Origin of the sequence: Marinobacter guineae (assembly GCF_002744735.1) — a bacterium.
Lineage (GTDB): Bacteria > Pseudomonadota > Gammaproteobacteria > Pseudomonadales > Oleiphilaceae > Marinobacter > Marinobacter guineae.
On record NZ_KZ319342.1, the window covers coordinates 13,745 to 30,298 of the forward strand.

At 57.2% G+C, this 16,554-nt stretch carries 13 protein-coding genes and 1 tRNA gene; 12 read left to right on the forward strand and 2 right to left on the reverse strand.

The features are described 5' to 3' along the window. The first annotated feature begins 56 nt into the window (after positions 1-56). From purU to pyrF, 12 genes are all read left to right on the forward strand, one after another. Positions 57-911, forward strand: coding sequence for a formyltetrahydrofolate deformylase (purU, locus tag CLH62_RS17675; RefSeq protein WP_099619532.1), 855 nt, complete (start codon positions 57-59; stop codon positions 909-911). 126 nt (positions 912-1,037) lie between these two features. Continuing rightward, positions 1,038-3,671 carry a DNA gyrase subunit A gene (gyrA, locus tag CLH62_RS17680; RefSeq protein ID WP_099619533.1) on the forward strand — a complete coding sequence of 878 codons (2,634 nt, stop codon included), beginning with the start codon at positions 1,038-1,040 and terminating at the stop codon, positions 3,669-3,671. A 50-nt stretch (positions 3,672-3,721) separates the two neighbouring features. Beyond that, positions 3,722-4,804, forward strand: coding sequence for a 3-phosphoserine/phosphohydroxythreonine transaminase (gene serC / locus CLH62_RS17685; RefSeq protein WP_099619534.1), 1,083 nt, complete (start codon positions 3,722-3,724; stop codon positions 4,802-4,804). Between the two features lie 2 nt (positions 4,805-4,806). Further along, complete coding sequence (gene pheA, locus CLH62_RS17690; RefSeq protein ID WP_099619535.1) at positions 4,807-5,904, forward strand: prephenate dehydratase; 1,098 nt, start codon at positions 4,807-4,809, stop codon at positions 5,902-5,904. A 41-nt stretch (positions 5,905-5,945) separates the two neighbouring features. Next, entirely contained in the window at positions 5,946-7,070 is a 1,125-nt protein-coding gene (gene hisC, locus CLH62_RS17695; protein ID WP_099619536.1) for a histidinol-phosphate transaminase, read from the forward strand. 1 nt (position 7,071) lies between these two features. Then, positions 7,072-9,300, forward strand: coding sequence for a bifunctional prephenate dehydrogenase/3-phosphoshikimate 1-carboxyvinyltransferase (locus tag CLH62_RS17700; RefSeq protein WP_099619537.1), 2,229 nt, complete (start codon positions 7,072-7,074; stop codon positions 9,298-9,300). Then, positions 9,300-9,980, forward strand: a complete 681-nt coding sequence (cmk, locus tag CLH62_RS17705) for a (d)CMP kinase (RefSeq protein ID WP_099619538.1) — start codon at positions 9,300-9,302, stop codon at positions 9,978-9,980. The genes CLH62_RS17700 and cmk overlap by 1 nt, the downstream gene beginning before the upstream one ends. A 130-nt stretch (positions 9,981-10,110) precedes the next feature. Then, the gene (gene rpsA / locus CLH62_RS17710) at positions 10,111-11,805 is read left to right on the forward strand and encodes a 30S ribosomal protein S1 (protein WP_099619539.1); all 1,695 of its coding nucleotides are present in this window, start codon (positions 10,111-10,113) and stop codon (positions 11,803-11,805) included. Between the two features lie 134 nt (positions 11,806-11,939). Further along, complete coding sequence (locus CLH62_RS17715) at positions 11,940-12,236, forward strand: integration host factor subunit beta (RefSeq protein ID WP_007154691.1); 297 nt, start codon at positions 11,940-11,942, stop codon at positions 12,234-12,236. Positions 12,237-12,296: 60 nt separating this feature from the next. Continuing rightward, positions 12,297-12,599 carry a LapA family protein gene (locus tag CLH62_RS17720; protein WP_099619540.1) on the forward strand — a complete coding sequence of 101 codons (303 nt, stop codon included), beginning with the start codon at positions 12,297-12,299 and terminating at the stop codon, positions 12,597-12,599. Further along, positions 12,599-13,768 carry a lipopolysaccharide assembly protein LapB gene (gene lapB / locus CLH62_RS17725; RefSeq protein ID WP_099619541.1) on the forward strand — a complete coding sequence of 390 codons (1,170 nt, stop codon included), beginning with the start codon at positions 12,599-12,601 and terminating at the stop codon, positions 13,766-13,768. The genes CLH62_RS17720 and lapB overlap by 1 nt, the downstream gene beginning before the upstream one ends. Positions 13,769-13,800: 32 nt before the next feature. After that, complete coding sequence (pyrF, locus tag CLH62_RS17730) at positions 13,801-14,511, forward strand: orotidine-5'-phosphate decarboxylase (protein WP_099619542.1); 711 nt, start codon at positions 13,801-13,803, stop codon at positions 14,509-14,511. A gap of 553 nt (positions 14,512-15,064) precedes the next feature. Here the strand turns inward: pyrF and CLH62_RS17735 are convergent. Then, positions 15,065-15,140 (reverse strand) — tRNA-Asn (locus CLH62_RS17735). Between the two features lie 70 nt (positions 15,141-15,210). Continuing rightward, positions 15,211-16,395 carry a pyridoxal phosphate-dependent aminotransferase gene (locus CLH62_RS17740; RefSeq protein ID WP_099619543.1) on the reverse strand — a complete coding sequence of 395 codons (1,185 nt, stop codon included), beginning with the start codon at positions 16,393-16,395 and terminating at the stop codon, positions 15,211-15,213. Positions 16,396-16,554: the final 159 nt, after the last annotated feature.

Consider the following 16,554-nt stretch of genomic DNA (forward strand, 5'->3'; position numbering starts at 1 on the left):
GGTGGTGACTCCCCGACGCACCTGCTTTCCCGGATTTCAGTTAAGGAAAGGCTTTCATGGAGCATACCTATCGTCTTGTGATTTCCTGCCCCGATCGGGTGGGAATTGTCGCCAAGGTGAGTAATTTTCTGTCCACATACAATGGCTGGATTACCGAGGCGAGTCACCACTCGGACACCCATACCGGCTGGTTTTTCATGCGGCACGAAATCAAGGCCAGCTCGATTCCGTTTGGCCTGGACCAGTTCCGCGCCGCGTTCGAGCCCATTGCCCGTGAATTCAACATGCACTGGCACATTGCCGATTCGGCTCAGCCAAAGAAAGTCGTCCTGATGTGCAGCAAGGAATCCCACTGTGTGGCAGACCTGCTGTACCGCTGGCACAGCAAGGAAATCAATGCCGAGATTGTGGCGGTGATTTCCAATCACGATGACCTTCGCAGGATGGTGGAATGGCATGAGATTCCCTACCACCACGTGCCGGTGAGCAAGGAAAACAAGGCCGAAGCCTTCGCCCACATCGACGATCTCTTATATAAGTACGAAGTCGATGTAGTAGTGCTGGCCCGGTACATGCAAATCCTCCCGGGCGAACTGTGTGAGAAATACGCGGGCAGGGTGATCAACATTCACCACAGCTTCCTGCCGTCTTTTGCCGGTGCACGGCCTTACCACCAGGCCTATAGCCGGGGGGTAAAACTGATTGGTGCGACCTGCCACTACGTGACCCAGGACCTCGACGAGGGCCCGATCATCGAACAGGACGTCATCCGCATAACCCACAGCGACTCCATTGAAGATATGGTTCGCCTTGGCAAGGACGTGGAAAAGAACGTGCTGGCCCGCGGTCTTCGTTCTCACATCGAAGACCGGGTGATTACCTTCGAAAACAAGACTGTGGTGTTTGATTGAGGCTGCCTTACAGTTGCCCCGGAAAGGGTGCGACTGTGATAGACTTGGCGGCTTGTTGAAGAATAACTATGGGGCTCGGAAACGGCCCCGATACGACTTCCAGATAACGCAAAGGAACCTTTCTCGATGGGTGAGTTAGCCAAAGAGATCCTGCCGGTCAATATTGAAGACGAATTAAAACAGTCCTACCTCGATTACGCCATGAGCGTTATCGTCGGGCGGGCGCTTCCGGATGTGAGGGATGGCCTCAAGCCGGTTCACCGTCGTGTTCTGTTCGCCATGTCCGAACTGAACAACGACTGGAACAAGGCCTACAAGAAGTCCGCCCGAGTGGTCGGTGACGTTATCGGTAAATATCACCCCCACGGTGACTCCGCGGTATACGACACCATCGTTCGTATGGCCCAGCCGTTCTCGCTGCGCTATCCGCTGGTGGACGGCCAGGGTAACTTCGGTTCCATCGACGGTGATAACGCGGCAGCCATGCGTTACACCGAAATCCGTATGGAGAAGATCGCCCACTCCCTGCTGGCGGACCTGGACAAGGAAACCGTCGATTTCGTTGATAACTATGACGGCACCGAGCGGATTCCCGAGGTTCTGCCTACCCGGGTGCCGAACCTGCTGGTGAATGGTTCCTCCGGTATTGCCGTGGGTATGGCCACCAATATTCCGCCCCACAACCTGACGGAAGTGGTTAACGGCTGCCTGGCGCTGATTGATAACCCGGATCTCACCATTGATGAGTTGATGGGCTTCATTCCCGGCCCGGATTTCCCCACCGAGGCCATCATCAATGGCCGTGCCGGCATCGTAGAGGCCTATCGCACGGGCCGTGGCCGTATCTATATCCGTGCCCGGCATGAGATCGAGCACGATAACAAAACCAATCGCGACGCCGTCATCATCACCGAGCTGCCGTATCAGCTGAACAAGGCTCGCCTGATCGAAAAGATCGCCGAGCTGGTGAAAGAGAAGCGCCTCGAGGGCATTACCGAACTGCGGGACGAGTCTAACAAGGAAGGTATCCGTGTGGTGATCGAACTGCGCCGTGGTGAAAACCCCGATGTAGTGGTCAATAACCTGTTCGCCCACACCCAGTTGCAGACGGTATTCGGTATCAACATGGTTGCGCTGATTAATGGCGAGCCGAAAACGCTGAACCTCAAGCAGATGCTTGATGCGTTCGTGCGTCACCGCCGTGAGGTGGTGACCCGCCGGACCATCTATGAACTGCGTAAGGCCCGCGAGCGTGGCCACATTCTCGAAGGTCTCACGGTTGCGTTGGCTAACATCGATGAGATGATCGAACTGATCAAGGCTTCGCCCAGTTCGGTGGAAGCCAAAGAAAAGCTGATGGCCAGAGGTTGGGCCCCGGGCGATGTCCTGGCCATGCTGGAGCGCGCTGGTGAAGACGCCTGTCGCCCGGACGATCTGCCGGAAATCTATGGCCTGCGTAACGGTCTATATTACCTGTCTCCGGAGCAGACCCAGGCGATCCTGGATATGCGTCTGCACCGCCTGACCGGTCTTGAAACCGAGAAGCTGCAGAACGAATACAAGGACATCCTTGAAAAGATTGCCGGCCTGCTGGAGATCCTGGGTGACCCGGACCGCTTGATGCAGGTTATCCGTGAAGAACTGGAAGCGGTTGTTTCCGAGTTCGGTGACGAGCGCCGCACCGAGATCACCAGCTCCCAGCGTGATCTGACGATTGCAGACCTGATTGATGAAGAAGATCTCGTGGTCACCATTTCCCACAGTGGTTACGCCAAGACCCAGGCCGTGGAAGATTACCAGGCCCAGCGTCGTGGTGGCCGTGGCAAGGCTGCGACTTCCATGAAGGATGAAGACTTCGTTGAGAAGTTGCTGGTTGCCAATTCCCACGACACCATTCTGTGCTTCTCCAACCGTGGCAAGGTCTACTGGCTGCGGGTGTTCGAGATTCCGCGAGCCAGCCGGGCTTCCCGTGGTCGTCCAATGGTCAACATCCTGCCGCTGGAAGAAGGTGAGCGTATCACCACCTTCCTGCCAGTACGGGACTATCCGGAAGACCAGTTTGTACTGATGGCCACCTCCGCCGGTGTGGTCAAGAAAACCCCACTGCCGAACTTCTCGCGTCCGCGCAGCAGCGGCCTGATCGCCCTGTCCCTGGATGAAGGCGATACCCTGATCGGCGCTGCCATTACCAAGGGCGATGCTGAGGTCATGCTGTTCTCCACCGCTGGTAAGGCCGTTCGGTTTGCCGAGGGCGCGGTTCGCCCGATGAGCCGGACAGCCCGGGGTGTTCGTGGTATCAAGATGGCGGAAGGTCACCATGTGGTGTCCCTGATTATCCCGCAGGAAGGTGGCGTGATCCTGACTGCCAGTGAGAACGGTTACGGCAAGCGTACCTCCATCGACGAATTCCCCACCTATGGTCGGGGTAGTCAGGGCGTAATTGCCATGCAGTGCTCGGAGCGGAACGGCAACCTGGTAACAGCCCTTCAGCTGTTCGAAGGTGACGAAATGATGCTGATTTCTGACAAGGGCACGCTGGTGCGTACCCGCACAGACGAGGTATCCGTCCTTAGCCGTAACACCCAGGGTGTCCGCCTGATCAAGCTCAGCCAGGAAGATGAACGCCTGGTGGGTGTCGAGCGGATTGCCGAAACCGATGATGAAGAAATCGACGGTGAAGGCGAGGGTGAAAGCGACGCCGAGGCGGCCGACAGCAACCCGGAAGAAGGCGAAAAAGGTGAGGGTGCCGGCGAAGAATAAGCCGGCCCCGCCACAGACAGATTCAGCAAGACTTGAGAGATCACAGCAACATGACCAGGGCGTATAACTTTTGTGCAGGCCCGGCAACCTTGCCGGAAAGCGTGCTTCGTCAGGCGCGGGATGAAATGCTCGACTGGCGCGGCACCGGCATGTCGGTGATGGAAATGAGCCATCGCAGCGACGAGTTTGTCGAGATCGCCGAAACTGCGGAAAAAGATCTGCGTGAACTGGCCGGCGTATCGGACGATTACGCCGTTCTCTTCATGCAGGGTGGGGCGTCCAGCCAGTTTTCCACCATTCCCCTGAACCTGCTGGGTGACAAAGGCTCGGCTGATTATGTGAATACGGGCATCTGGTCCAAGAAAGCCATTGCTGAAGCCAGCCGGTACGGCAAGGTGAATGTGGCGGCCAGTTCCGAAGACAGTGGCTTTACCACGATTCCAGACCAGGCCTCCTGGCAGACCAATGCCGATGCGGCGTACCTGCATTACACGCCGAACGAGACCATTGGTGGCCTGGAATTCGATTTCATCCCGGAAAGCCCTTCGGTTCCGCTGGTGGCAGATATGTCCTCTACGATGTTGTCTCGCCCGGTGGATGTTTCGAAGTTTGGCCTGATCTATGCCGGCGCCCAGAAAAACATCGGTCCCTCCGGCCTGGTTGTGGTCATTATCCGCAAGGATCTCCTGGGCAAGGCCCGCAAGGAGACTCCCACCATGATGAACTATCAGGTGATTGCCGATAATGGGTCTATGTACAACACTCCGGCGACCTACTCCTGGTATCTGGCAGGACTGACCTTCCAGTGGCTGAAAGGGCAGGGGGGTGTGACAGCCATGGGTGAGGTGAACCTCCGCAAGGCCAGGAAGCTGTATGGCTTTATCGACACCAACGATTTCTACGCCAACCCGATTGATCCACGCTTTCGGTCCTGGATGAACGTGCCGTTTACCCTGGCAGATGACGCCCTGAACGGCGAGTTCCTGAAGGGAGCCAATGCCCGTGGCCTGCTGAACCTGGCTGGGCACCGTTCGGTGGGTGGCATGCGCGCGAGCATCTACAACGCCATGCCCGAGGCGGGTGTTGACGCCCTGATTGAGTACATGACTGAATTTGCGAAGGAGCGTGGCTGATCATGAGTGATGAGCAGGTCAGGCTCGCTGAGCTGAGGGACGAGATAGATCAGATTGATCAGAAGATCATGGAGCTGATCAGTGCCCGGGCAACCTGTGCCCAGGAAGTTGCCCACGTTAAAACAACCGCCAATCCGGGGCAGGATGTATTTTTCTACCGCCCGGAGCGGGAAGCCCAGGTGTTGCGCCGTATCAAGGAGCAGAATCCTGGGCCATTGTCGGGTGAGGAAATGGCGCGTCTGTTCCGGGAAATCATGTCGGCCTGCCTGGCGCTGGAAAAGCCCATGCATATTGCCTTCCTGGGTCCGGTGGGTACCTTTACCCAGGCGGCAGCGCTCAAGCATTTTGGCCACTCGGTGATAAGCGTGCCGCTTCCGGCCATTGATGCGGTATTCCGGGAAGTGGAATCCGGCGCCGCCCACTACGGCGTGGTGCCGGTGGAGAACTCCACCGAGGGCATGATCAATCACACCCTCGATATGTTCATGTCTTCGCCCCTGAAAATCTGTGGTGAAGTGCAGCTGCGGATTCATCACCACCTGTTGGTGTCCCCGAAGCACAAAGACCAGGAAATTACCCGGATCTACTCCCATCAGCAGTCGTTTGCCCAGTGCCGTCAGTGGCTGGATACCCATCGCTACGGCATTGAGCGGGTGACCGTGTCCAGCAATGCCGAAGCGGCGCGACGGGCCGGTGCGGAGCCCGGAACGGCAGCGATTGCCGGCGACATGGCAGCGGAGCTTTATGGCCTGGAAAAACTGGCCAACAGCATTGAAGACCGTCCTGACAATACCACCCGCTTCCTGATCATCGGCCGGGAAGAAGTCCCTGCCAGCGGTCACGACAAGTCGTCCATTCTGGTTTCCATGCGCAACAAGCCGGGCGCGCTCTATCAGTTGCTTGAGCCGTTCCATCGCCACGGTCTCAGCCTGACCCGCATCGAAACCCGGCCGTCACCAAGTGGTACCTGGGCCTATGTGTTCTACATCGATTTTGAGGGGCATATGGAGGATGAGCAGGTACGCAAGGTTCTCGCAGAAGTGGAAGACGAAGCGGTTGAGCTCAAACGGTTGGGTTCCTACCCGATCGGCGTTCTTTGAATAGTTTGAATGGTTTGAACAGATAATGCCGAGGATGATTTATGGCCATTGATTACCAGAGTCTGGCGGTCCGGGGCGTGCAGGCATTGTCGCCCTATCAGCCAGGAAAGCCGATTGAGGAACTGGCCCGGGAGCTGGGGCTGAATCCGGCTGAAATCATCAAGCTTGCCAGCAATGAAAATCCGCTCGGACCCAGCGAAAAGGCCCTTTCTGCCGCTCGCAAGGCATTGTCAGAGCTGTGCCTGTATCCGGATGGTAACGGCTTCAATCTGAAGCAGGCGCTGTCGAAGCGCCTGGGCGTGGGGATGGATCAGATCACTCTGGGCAACGGCTCCAATGACGTTCTGGAAGTGATCACCCGCTGTTTTGCCGATGTCGATTCGGAAGTCATTTTCTCCCAGTACGCCTTTGCAGTGTATCCCCTGGTGACCCAGGCTATTGGCGCAAAGGGCGTATCGGTGCCGGCCTGGGACTGGGGGCATGATCTGGGCGCCATGGCCGCGGCGGTCACCGACCGCACCAGGCTGGTTTTTGTAGCCAACCCGAACAATCCCACGGGCACGGTGCACAAGGCCGGTGCCATCGAGGCTTTTCTCGAGAAGATTCCGGCCAACGTGCTGGTGGTGCTTGATGAAGCCTACTGCGAATACCTTACCGGAAACGAGTACCCTGACGGTGTTGAGCTGCTGTCCCGGTTCCCGAACCTGATCGTGTGCCGGACCTTCTCCAAGGCCTGGGGGCTTGCCGCCTTGCGGGTGGGCTACAGCATCAGTTCTGCAGCCATTGCTGACATCCTTAACCGCGTGCGTCAGCCTTTTAACGTAGACACGGTTGCGCTGTCTGCGGCCACGGCAGTGCTGGATGATGAAGACTACCTCCAGCGCTCGCGGGAGGTGAACAGCGCCGGATTGCGCCAGCTTGAGCAGGCATTCGATCGGATGGGCCTGAGTTACATTCCCTCCGCCGGCAACTTTGTTGCAGTGGAGGTGGGGGAGCAGGCCATGGGGGTGTACCAGGCCCTTCTGGCCCATGGTGTGATTGTCCGCCCGATTGGGGGCTATGGCATGCCTCGCCACCTGCGGGTTTCGGTCGGGCTTCCGGAAGAGAACGAACGGTTTATCGACGCGTTGGCTCAGGCCTTGACGTCGTCGGGGTTGAGCGACTGATATGGCGCCTTCCGAACCTTTTTTTAAGCGGGTAGCGGTGATAGGTTTGGGGCTAATTGGCGGCTCACTGGCCAGCGCAATTCGGCGCAATGGTCTGGCCGGCAAGGTAGTTGGTGCGGACCAGCGCAGTGAGGAGCTACAACTCGGGAAGGAGCTTGGCGTTATTGATGAGGCAGCTTCTTCCGTGGCCGATGCCGTCAGGGGTGCCGACCTGGTGGTGCTTGCGGTGCCGGTACGGGCTACCCGTGCGGTCCTGGAGGAAGTTCGTGCCTGTCTTGAGCCTGGCGCCGTACTGACAGACGTTGGCAGTACCAAGTCCAGCTTTGTGGCTGATGTTGAGGCGGTATTTGGCAGCCTTTCGCCACTGGTGATTCCGGGCCACCCGATCGCGGGCTCTGAAAAAAGTGGCATCCGGGCGGCCAATCCGGAACTTTTTGCCAATCACAAGGTGATTCTTACGCCTCCTGAAAACGTCAGTGAGCCGCACCTGGCCAGGCTAAAAGGGTTATGGGAAGGCTGTGGCGCGACTGTGTTGACCATGTCTGTGGCTTATCACGACGAAGTTCTGGCGGCCACCAGCCACTTGCCCCATCTGATTGCCTTTTCCCTGGTCGACACCCTCGCGGGTGAAGACGAGAACATGGATATTTTCCGATACGCCGCCGGCGGCTTCAGGGACTTTACCCGGATTGCTGCCAGTGACCCGGTGATGTGGCACGACATCTTTCTTTCGAACCGCGAGGCGGTTCTTCGGGTAATCGACCATTTTACGCACGACCTGGAACAGCTACGCACGGCCATCGCAAACCAGGACAGTGCGACCCTGCTACGGGTTTTCAGTCGCGCCAAAGCGGCGCGTGAACATTTTTCGAAGATGCTCTCAGGACAGGCTTACGTGACAAAAAACAGTGAAAAGCAGGTAACGTTCCGTCTTCAGCCCGGTGGCGCTATTTCCGGTGATATCCGGGTGCCCGGTGACAAATCCATGTCGCACCGTTCTATTATGTTGGGCGCGCTGGCGGACGGCGTAACCGAGGTTAAAGGGTTCCTTGAAGGTGAGGATAGCCTGGCCACGCTTCAGGCGTTCCGGGATATGGGTGTCACAATCGAAGGCCCGGAGGATGGTTTTGTCCGGATTCGCGGCGTTGGTATGCATGGGCTGCAGGCGCCCCGTGGCCCGTTATATCTTGGTAATTCCGGAACCGCTATGCGTCTGTTTGCGGGCCTGCTGGCGGCCCAGCCGTTCGACTCTGAGCTGACTGGCGACGCCAGTCTCTCTGGCCGTCCCATGGGCCGGGTTGCTGATCCGTTGCGAGCCATGGGAGCGGTGATTGATACTGCAGAAGGTGGTCGCCCGCCACTGAAAATCCGGGGTGGCCAGAAGTTGTCCGGTATCCACTACGAAATGCCGGTAGCCAGTGCCCAGGTCAAATCCTGCCTGTTGCTGGCCGGGCTCTATGCCGAAGGCAGCACATCCGTTACCGAGCCGGCACCCACCCGTGACCATACCGAGCGCATGCTGGCGGGCTTTGGCTACCACGTACACCGTGACGGCGCGACGGCCAGCGTCAGTGGCGGTGGCAAACTGACTGCCACCAACATCGATGTGCCCGCCGACATTTCTTCCTCGGCCTTTTTCCTGGTAGCTGCGAGCATCGCGCCCGGTTCTGACCTGATCCTTCGGCATGTTGGAATGAATCCGACCCGGGTGGGGGTGATCAACATCCTGCGCCAGATGGGCGCCAACATCGAGGTCCTGGACGAGCGCGAAATCGGAGGTGAGCCGGTAGCCGATCTGCGGGTGCGCTCCGCTGAACTTCAGGGCATTGATATCCCGGAAGACCAGGTGCCGCTGGCGATTGACGAATTCCCGGCTCTGTTCATCGCAGCAGCCTGCGCCACCGGCCGCACGGTGCTGCGCGGTGCTGAGGAACTGCGGGTCAAGGAAAGCGACCGGATCCAGGTGATGGCAGATGGCCTTGCTGCCCTGGGTGTGGAAACCACAGTAACGCCGGACGGCATTATTATCGATGGCGGTCAGACCATTGGCGGCGGTACCGTCAACAGCCACGGTGACCACCGTATCGCCATGTCTTTCGCAGTGGCATCGCTTCGGGCCAAAGGCGAGATCACGGTGACCGACTGCGCCAATGTGGCAACGTCTTTCCCGGGATTTGTGGAACTTGCAAAGGGTACGGGAATCAATATCTCAGCCGAGGGGGCTGAATAATGGTGGATAACAACGCGCCGGTGATCACGGTGGATGGGCCCGGCGGGTCCGGCAAGGGCACCATCACCCAGATGCTGGCCAGAAAGCTGGGCTGGCATTTGCTGGATAGCGGGGCCTTATACCGGTTGACGGCTCTGGCCGCTGTCCGCCAGAGTGTTGCCCTTGATGATGAGGAAGGTCTGGCCAAAGTCGCTGCCGGGCTGGATGTGGCATTTGAGCCCACGCCTGCGGGTGAGCCGGTCAGGGTTATTCTGGCTGGCCAGGACGTGACCGCAGATATACGTACAGAATCCGCCGGTGATAACGCGTCGAAAGTGGCTGTCATTCAACCGGTTCGGGATGCGCTGCTGCAGCGCCAGCGGGACTTCCGGCAGGCTCCGGGCCTGGTGGCTGATGGCCGGGATATGGGGACAGTGGTGTTCCCGGATGCACCGGTCAAGATTTTCCTGACGGCAAGCGCCGAGGAGAGGGCCAGAAGGCGCTATAGCCAGTTGAAGGACGCGGGTGTCGATGTTAACATTGACACCCTTTTAGAGGAGATACGGGTTCGTGATGAACGGGATATGAACCGTTCCGCAGCCCCTCTCAAGCCCGCAGATGATGCGCAAGTCATTGATTCTACGGGGTTGGGTATAGAAGAGGTGCTAGACAGGTGTATGGCCGCAGCAGGTCAGGCCTGACTACACCTTTTTGTCGTTGAAATGCCGGATGTAGCGTTATCTGCCAGTCACAGGCTTAATCCGGAACTTATTAACAGACCGTGTTGCTGGTGGCACGGAGTACACTTGCGTTGATCATATAGGACTCATAATGAGCGAGAGCTTTGCGGATCTTTTTGAAGAAAGCCTAAAAGAAATTGACATGCAGCCGGGTTCCATCGTCCAGGGAACCGTAGTTGACGTCGATAACGACTGGGTCACCGTTAACGCCGGACTGAAGTCCGAAGGCGTTATCCCCGCCTCCCAGTTCCTGAACGAAAAAGGCGAGTTGGAAGTTGCTATTGGCGACGTTGTTGACGTAGCTCTCGACGCTGTGGAAGACGGTTTCGGCGAAACCCGTCTGTCCCGTGAAAAGGCCAAGCGTGCAGAAGCCTGGAAGGTACTCGAGAAGTCCTTCGAAGCTGAGGAAGTGGTTAAGGGTATTATCAATGGCAAGGTCAAAGGCGGTTTCACTGTCGATCTGGCCGGTATCCGCGCCTTCCTGCCTGGCTCTCTGGTAGATGTTCGTCCGGTTCGCGACACCGCGCACCTGGAGAACAAGGAACTCGAATTCAAGGTTATCAAGCTGGACCAGAAGCGTAACAACGTGGTTGTTTCCCGCCGCGCCGTTCTGGAAGCTGAAAACAGCGCTGAGCGCGAAGCTCTGCTGGAAACCCTGACCGAAGGTATGGAAATCAAGGGTATCGTCAAGAACCTGACCGACTACGGCGCGTTCGTAGATCTGGGCGGTGTTGACGGCCTGTTGCACATTACCGATATGGCCTGGAAGCGCATCAAGCATCCGAGCGAAATCGTTAATGTGGGCGATGAGATCAGCGTCAAGGTTCTGAAGTTTGATCGTGAGCGCAATCGTGTATCCCTCGGCCTGAAGCAGCTGGGCGAAGATCCCTGGGTTGATATCAAGGGTCGTTATCCGGAAGGCAGCAAGGTTACTGCCCGCGTCACCAACCTGACCGATTACGGCTGTTTTGCTGAGTTGGAAGAAGGTGTTGAAGGTTTGGTTCACGTATCCGAAATGGATTGGACCAACAAGAATATCCATCCGTCCAAGGTTGTCCAGGTAGGCGACGAAGTGGGCGTGATGATTCTGGATATCGACGAAGAGCGTCGTCGTATTTCCCTGGGTATCAAGCAGTGTGTATCCAACCCGTGGGAAGATTTCTCCAGCAACTTCAACAAGGGTGATCGCATCTCCGGTAAGATCAAGTCAATCACTGACTTCGGTATCTTCATCGGTCTGGATGGCGGCATCGACGGCCTGGTTCACTTGTCTGATATCAGCTGGAACGAGACCGGCGAAGAAGCGGTTCGTGAATACAAGAAGGGTGACGAAGTTGAAACCGTTATCCTGTCTGTTGATCCGGAGCGTGAGCGTATCTCCCTGGGTATCAAGCAGCTCGAGAGCGATCCGTTTGCCGAGTTTGTACAGCTGAATGACAAGGGCTCTATCGTGAAGGGCACCGTGTCGGCAGTTGATGCCAAGGCAGCTACCATTGCCCTGAACGACGAAGTTGAAGCGGTACTGAAAGCCTCTGAAATCAGCCGTGACCGTGTTGAAGACGCACGTAACGCGCTGAAGGAAGGCGAAGAAGTTGAAGCGAAGATCATCAGCATCGATCGCAAGAACCGCATCATCAACCTGTCTGTGAAGTCCAAAGATGTTGAGGACGACAAGCAGGCCCTGGACACTGTGCGGACCAAGACTGCCGAAACCTCTTCTGGTGCGACCACCATTGGTGATCTCATCAAGGAGCAGATGCAGCAGCAAAACGCCAACAAGGAATGAATTTCCGGTTGGTATGAAAAAAACGGGCTCTAAGAGCCCGTTTTTTTTGTGTTTTTTTCTGGTTTGGCTAAACTAGGTAGTCATGGGAATCCGGTAACCAACGGCCGAATAATAACGAAAGAGGGAAACGCCTCATGACGAAGTCCGAACTGGTCGAGTTGATTGCGTCCAAGCAAACACAGCTCTCCGTTAAAGATGTCGAATTGGCTGTAAAAACCATCATTGAACACATGTCCCAATCGCTCGCCGATGGTCAGAGAATTGAGATCCGGGGATTTGGCAGTTTTTCTCTTCACCACCGGGCGGCGCGTACCGGTCGCAATCCGAAAACCGGTGAAGCTGTCCAGTTACCGGCCAAGTTTGTGCCGCACTTCAAACCGGGAAAGGAATTGAGAGAGCAGGTTAACGATAGTCTGAAGAAAGGCTTTTAACAGCTGCTCGGGGAACGCGTATAATTTGGGCTCAGACAGCCCCAAGGGAGTGCTATCGCTATGGCAGGGTTGCAGAAGATCGTCATTATTCTGTTGGTTTTGGTCCTGGTTCTGCTGGCGTTGGTGTTCTCGCTTAATAACCAAATGGCCGTGTCTCTCAATTTTCTGCTGTTTGAAACCCAGCCTCATGGCGTAGCCGTGTGGATTATCATGGCCTTTGTTATCGGTGCGCTGGTGGGCGTACTGATCACCACGCTGGCCACTGTCCGTACCTCGGTGTCCCGGCGAACCCTTCAGAAACGACTTGATCGTGCCGAGCAGGCATTGGAGAAATCCAGGGCCCAGAACGACCGGACTCTTTAATGGATATTGTACTTCAGTGGCTGCTGCTGACAGTTGCGGTAGCCGTTGGCTGGCTGGTTGGCCGGCTGGGAAGCAATGAAAGCCGATCCAAGACAACGATTTCGGACGAGGAATCGGTAAAGGATCGCCTCCAGTTCCTCTTTACCAACTATTCCGACCAGGCGGTCGAGAACTTCGTCCAGTCCCTGGCTGTGAACAAGGACACTGTCAGCCTGCACCTCTCAATTGGCAGTCATTTTCGCAACAAGGGTGAAACGGACCGGGCCATACTTATTCATCAAAACCTTCTGGCAAGGCCCGAGCTGCCGCCACGCTTTTCACCCCAGGTGACTCTGGAGCTGGCGCGGGACTATCTTAATGCCGGCCTGCTGGATCGCGCCGAAGCATTGCTGCATCAGCTCATGGGTGACCGGGAATATGGCCGGCATTCCTCCCAGCAGCTGATTGATCTGTACCAACAGGAAAAAGAGTGGGGTAAAGCGTCGGAGGTTGCCCGAACATTGACCCGGGGCGATGCCGACCCCGCCATGTTCAAGGTTCTGGCCTACTTGACTTGTGAGCTTGCTGAGCAAGCATTGAAACAGGACGATCGCTGGGAGGCCCAAAAGTTCGCCCGCGAAGCGCTGGACTACGACCGTTCCTGTGTTCGGGCCACACTGATACTGATGAAGCTGCTGGTTCGCCAGGGCAGCTACCGTGAGGCAGGCAATCAGAGCCTGAAGGTCTTCGATCAGAATCCGGAGTTCGGTCCGGAGGCAGTTGACCGTCTGATGAAGCTTGAGCACGAGCATGGTGATATCGGCCGCCTGGCGAAAAAACTGCGCAAGCTTTACGAAAGTTACCCAAGTACCAGTTTGTTGCTCGCACTGGTCGAATCCGTAGAGCGGGCCTCTGGCCGACCTGCGGCGCTTGATCTGCTCCGGCAGGAACTGGAGCCCCGCCCAAGCGTCCGCGGCCTGTTGCGGCTTGTGGAGATGGCGGGCTATGAAAAGGGCATGACAACAGACGAAGGTAGGCTGGTGAGCCGTATCGGCCATCTGATCCTTGCCAACCGCCCGGTCTACCGATGTGTGAACTGCGGCTTCTCCGGCCGCCAGCTGCACTGGCTGTGCCCAAGCTGCAAACAGTGGGAAACAGTCCGCCCGATCCAGGGCGTTGAAGCCGAATAAACCTTTACCGAATTTCCGCAGGACAATTGAACGTGCAAACCGCAAACGATCCTAAAATCATCGTCGCCCTGGATTTTCCTTCCGAGACTTCCGCTCTGGGACTGGTTGATAAGCTTGATCCGGCCAAATGCCGACTGAAGGTAGGCAAGGAGCTGTTCACCCGCTCCGGCCCCCAACTGGTCGAGGCCCTGCAAAAGCGCGGATTCGATGTGTTCCTGGACCTGAAATTCCACGACATTCCCAACACGACATCAGCGGCGGTTGCAGCAGCAGCGGATCTCGGTGTCTGGATGGTGAACGTCCATGCCTCCGGCGGCGAGAAAATGATGACCGCCTGCCGGGAGCGCCTGGAAACCTTCGGGGCGGATCGCCCACTATTAATCGCCGTCACCGTCCTCACCAGCATGAATGCTGACGACCTGGCCGGTATCGGCATCACCGATTCTCCGGAAGCCCAGGTATCCCGCCTGGCAACCCTCACCAGAAACTGCGGCCTAGACGGCGTCGTCTGTTCGGCCCAGGAAGCGCCGAAGCTCAAAGCCGAGCAGGGCGACGACTTCAAGCTGATCACCCCTGGTATCCGGCCGCTGACCGCCGACAAAGGCGACCAGCAGCGCATCATGACGCCTACGGATGCCGTCAAGGCCGGTTCCGACTACCTCGTGATTGGCCGTCCGATTACTCAGGCGTCGGATCCTCTGGCTGCCTTGGAGGCTATTCACTCAGAAGTGATAGGGCTCTGACTTTGTCCCGTTCTCGAATTCTGCCCTAGCCTTCCAGTGGTGGGGGCTTGGGACTGCTGGCAGGGCTTTCCAAAACACGCTACAAGCACATCCCTGTGCGCTTGTTTCGGGCCATCCATGGCCCTCTACAGTTTTGGAAAGCCCTGCCAGCAGTCCCGCTTTGACCTCCCAGTTGTCCGCTGTTTACTGAACGGCGTAGGTCGTTTTGCGCTGCGCCAGTCCAACCTGAATGTCTGTGCCAATCCAAGCTGCATCTCATCAGGCGCCTTGCGAAAATTTAGCAAATATCTCGTGAGTATATCTTTGAGCGCCGGATCGGTGGTGTGGGGCCGCCCTCCCAAAAATGTCTGTGGCCAAGGATGGCCACAGTCAAGCGCACATGGACGTGCTTGTAGCGGTTTTTGGGAGGGCGGCCCCACACCACCAGCCCCGAATGACAGCAGGCTAGGGCAGGAGCAGGCATCACCACCCAGGGTGGGGTCGAAAGCGTGATACCCAAAAGAAGGCAATAAAAAACCCGCTAACTCAAAGAATTAGCGGGTTTTCAGAATAGTGGCTCCCCGAGCTGGGCTCGAACCAGCGACAAACGGATTAACAGTCCGTTGCTCTACCAACTGAGCTATCGGGGAACGTCGTCATGTGACGAGGCGCGTATATTATGTTGGCTATACCGCCCCGTCAACCCCTGGCCAGAACTTTTTAGCCAAGCGCTTTCTGCAGACGCTCAATGGCCTTGTGCAGGTTGTCCATGCTGGTCGCGAAGCTCAGGCGCATATGGCCCGGGCATCCGAATGCGGAACCTGGAACCAGCGCGACGCCGGCATCGGTCAGCAGTTTTTCGGCGAATTCCACATCATTGCTGACACTGGAATCGGCATCGATGGCGCCCTGGAAGCTTGGGAACACATAAAAAGTTCCGTCGCCGTGCAGGCATTCGACGCCCGGTAGTTGGTTCAGGGCCTCAACCAGCCAGTCGTGGCGTTCCTTGAACGCCTTGACCATCTCACCCACGCAAGCCTGATCGCCATCCAGCGCAGCCTGTGCCGCCGCCTGGGAGATGGAGGCCGGGTTGGAGGTGCTCTGGGACTGGATCTTCTTCATGGCACCGATGATTTTCGCCGGGCCGGCGGCGTAGCCGATACGCCAGCCTGTCATGGAGTAGGCCTTGGACACGCCGTTCAGAACGAACGTTCGGTCATACAGCTCCGGTGTTGCGTTCAGGATGTTGCAGAACGGCTTGCCGGTCCAGAGGATCGGTTCGTACATGTCGTCGGTGGCGATCATGATGTTCGGATGCTTCTTCAGCACTTCGCCAATGGCCTGCAGCTCTTCCAGAGTGTAAGCCATGCCGCTCGGGTTCGAGGGGCTGTTGATCACGAACAGGCGGGTACGCTCGGTAATGGCGTTTTCCAGCTGTTCCGGGGTGATCTTGAAGCGGGTCTCGGCGCCGGTTTCGATAATAACCGGTTTGCCTTCGGCTACCAGGACCATGTCCGGGTAGGATACCCAGTAAGGCGCCGGGATGATGGCTTCGTCGCCCGGGTTCAGTGTGGCAAGTGCGAGGTTGAAAAAGCTCTGTTTGCCACCACTGCTTACTAAGATCTGGTTGGCTTCGTATTCCAGGCCGTTGTCCCGTTTGAACTTCGCAATAATCGCTTTCTTCAGGGCTGGCGTACCATCAACGGCAGTATATTTGGTCTGTCCGTTATTGATGGCTTCAATGGCCGCCTGTTTGATGTGATCAGGGGTATCGAAGTCCGGCTCGCCTGCACCCAGGCCAATAATATCCTGGCCGGCTGCGCGGAGTTCCGCGGCCTTGTTGGTGACTGCGAGGGTGGGAGAGGGCTTGATTGCCTGTACTCGGCTGGAAAGTTGAAGGTCCAAACTTGCGCTCCTTAAAGCTGCGTCTGATAGGGCTGCGACCGCCGGGTGCCAGAGCTGCTGGCTGATTTTCGCCCAGCCGTCGATCGCACTGATGGTATCATGAAGCCAGCATATCGCTAAATTTCTCTAATGGTGGGGCTGTATCGTCCCAGCTACGGT

What these genes read in the sequence shown, in the direction of transcription:
- CLH62_RS17700 (WP_099619537.1), top strand. Translation starts at nt 7,072, where the DNA reads ATGGCGCCTTCCGAACCTTTTTTTAAGCGGGTAGCGGTGATAGGTTTG.
- hisC (WP_099619536.1), top strand. Translation starts at nt 5,946, where the DNA reads ATGGCCATTGATTACCAGAGTCTGGCGGTCCGGGGCGTGCAGGCATTG.
- gyrA (WP_099619533.1), top strand. Translation starts at nt 1,038, where the DNA reads ATGGGTGAGTTAGCCAAAGAGATCCTGCCGGTCAATATTGAAGACGAA.
- CLH62_RS17720 (WP_099619540.1), top strand. Translation starts at nt 12,297, where the DNA reads ATGGCAGGGTTGCAGAAGATCGTCATTATTCTGTTGGTTTTGGTCCTG.
- purU (WP_099619532.1), top strand. Translation starts at nt 57, where the DNA reads ATGGAGCATACCTATCGTCTTGTGATTTCCTGCCCCGATCGGGTGGGA.
- pheA (WP_099619535.1), top strand. Translation starts at nt 4,807, where the DNA reads ATGAGTGATGAGCAGGTCAGGCTCGCTGAGCTGAGGGACGAGATAGAT.
- serC (WP_099619534.1), top strand. Translation starts at nt 3,722, where the DNA reads ATGACCAGGGCGTATAACTTTTGTGCAGGCCCGGCAACCTTGCCGGAA.
- rpsA (WP_099619539.1), top strand. Translation starts at nt 10,111, where the DNA reads ATGAGCGAGAGCTTTGCGGATCTTTTTGAAGAAAGCCTAAAAGAAATT.
- CLH62_RS17715 (WP_007154691.1), top strand. Translation starts at nt 11,940, where the DNA reads ATGACGAAGTCCGAACTGGTCGAGTTGATTGCGTCCAAGCAAACACAG.
- cmk (WP_099619538.1), top strand. Translation starts at nt 9,300, where the DNA reads ATGGTGGATAACAACGCGCCGGTGATCACGGTGGATGGGCCCGGCGGG.
- lapB (WP_099619541.1), top strand. Translation starts at nt 12,599, where the DNA reads ATGGATATTGTACTTCAGTGGCTGCTGCTGACAGTTGCGGTAGCCGTT.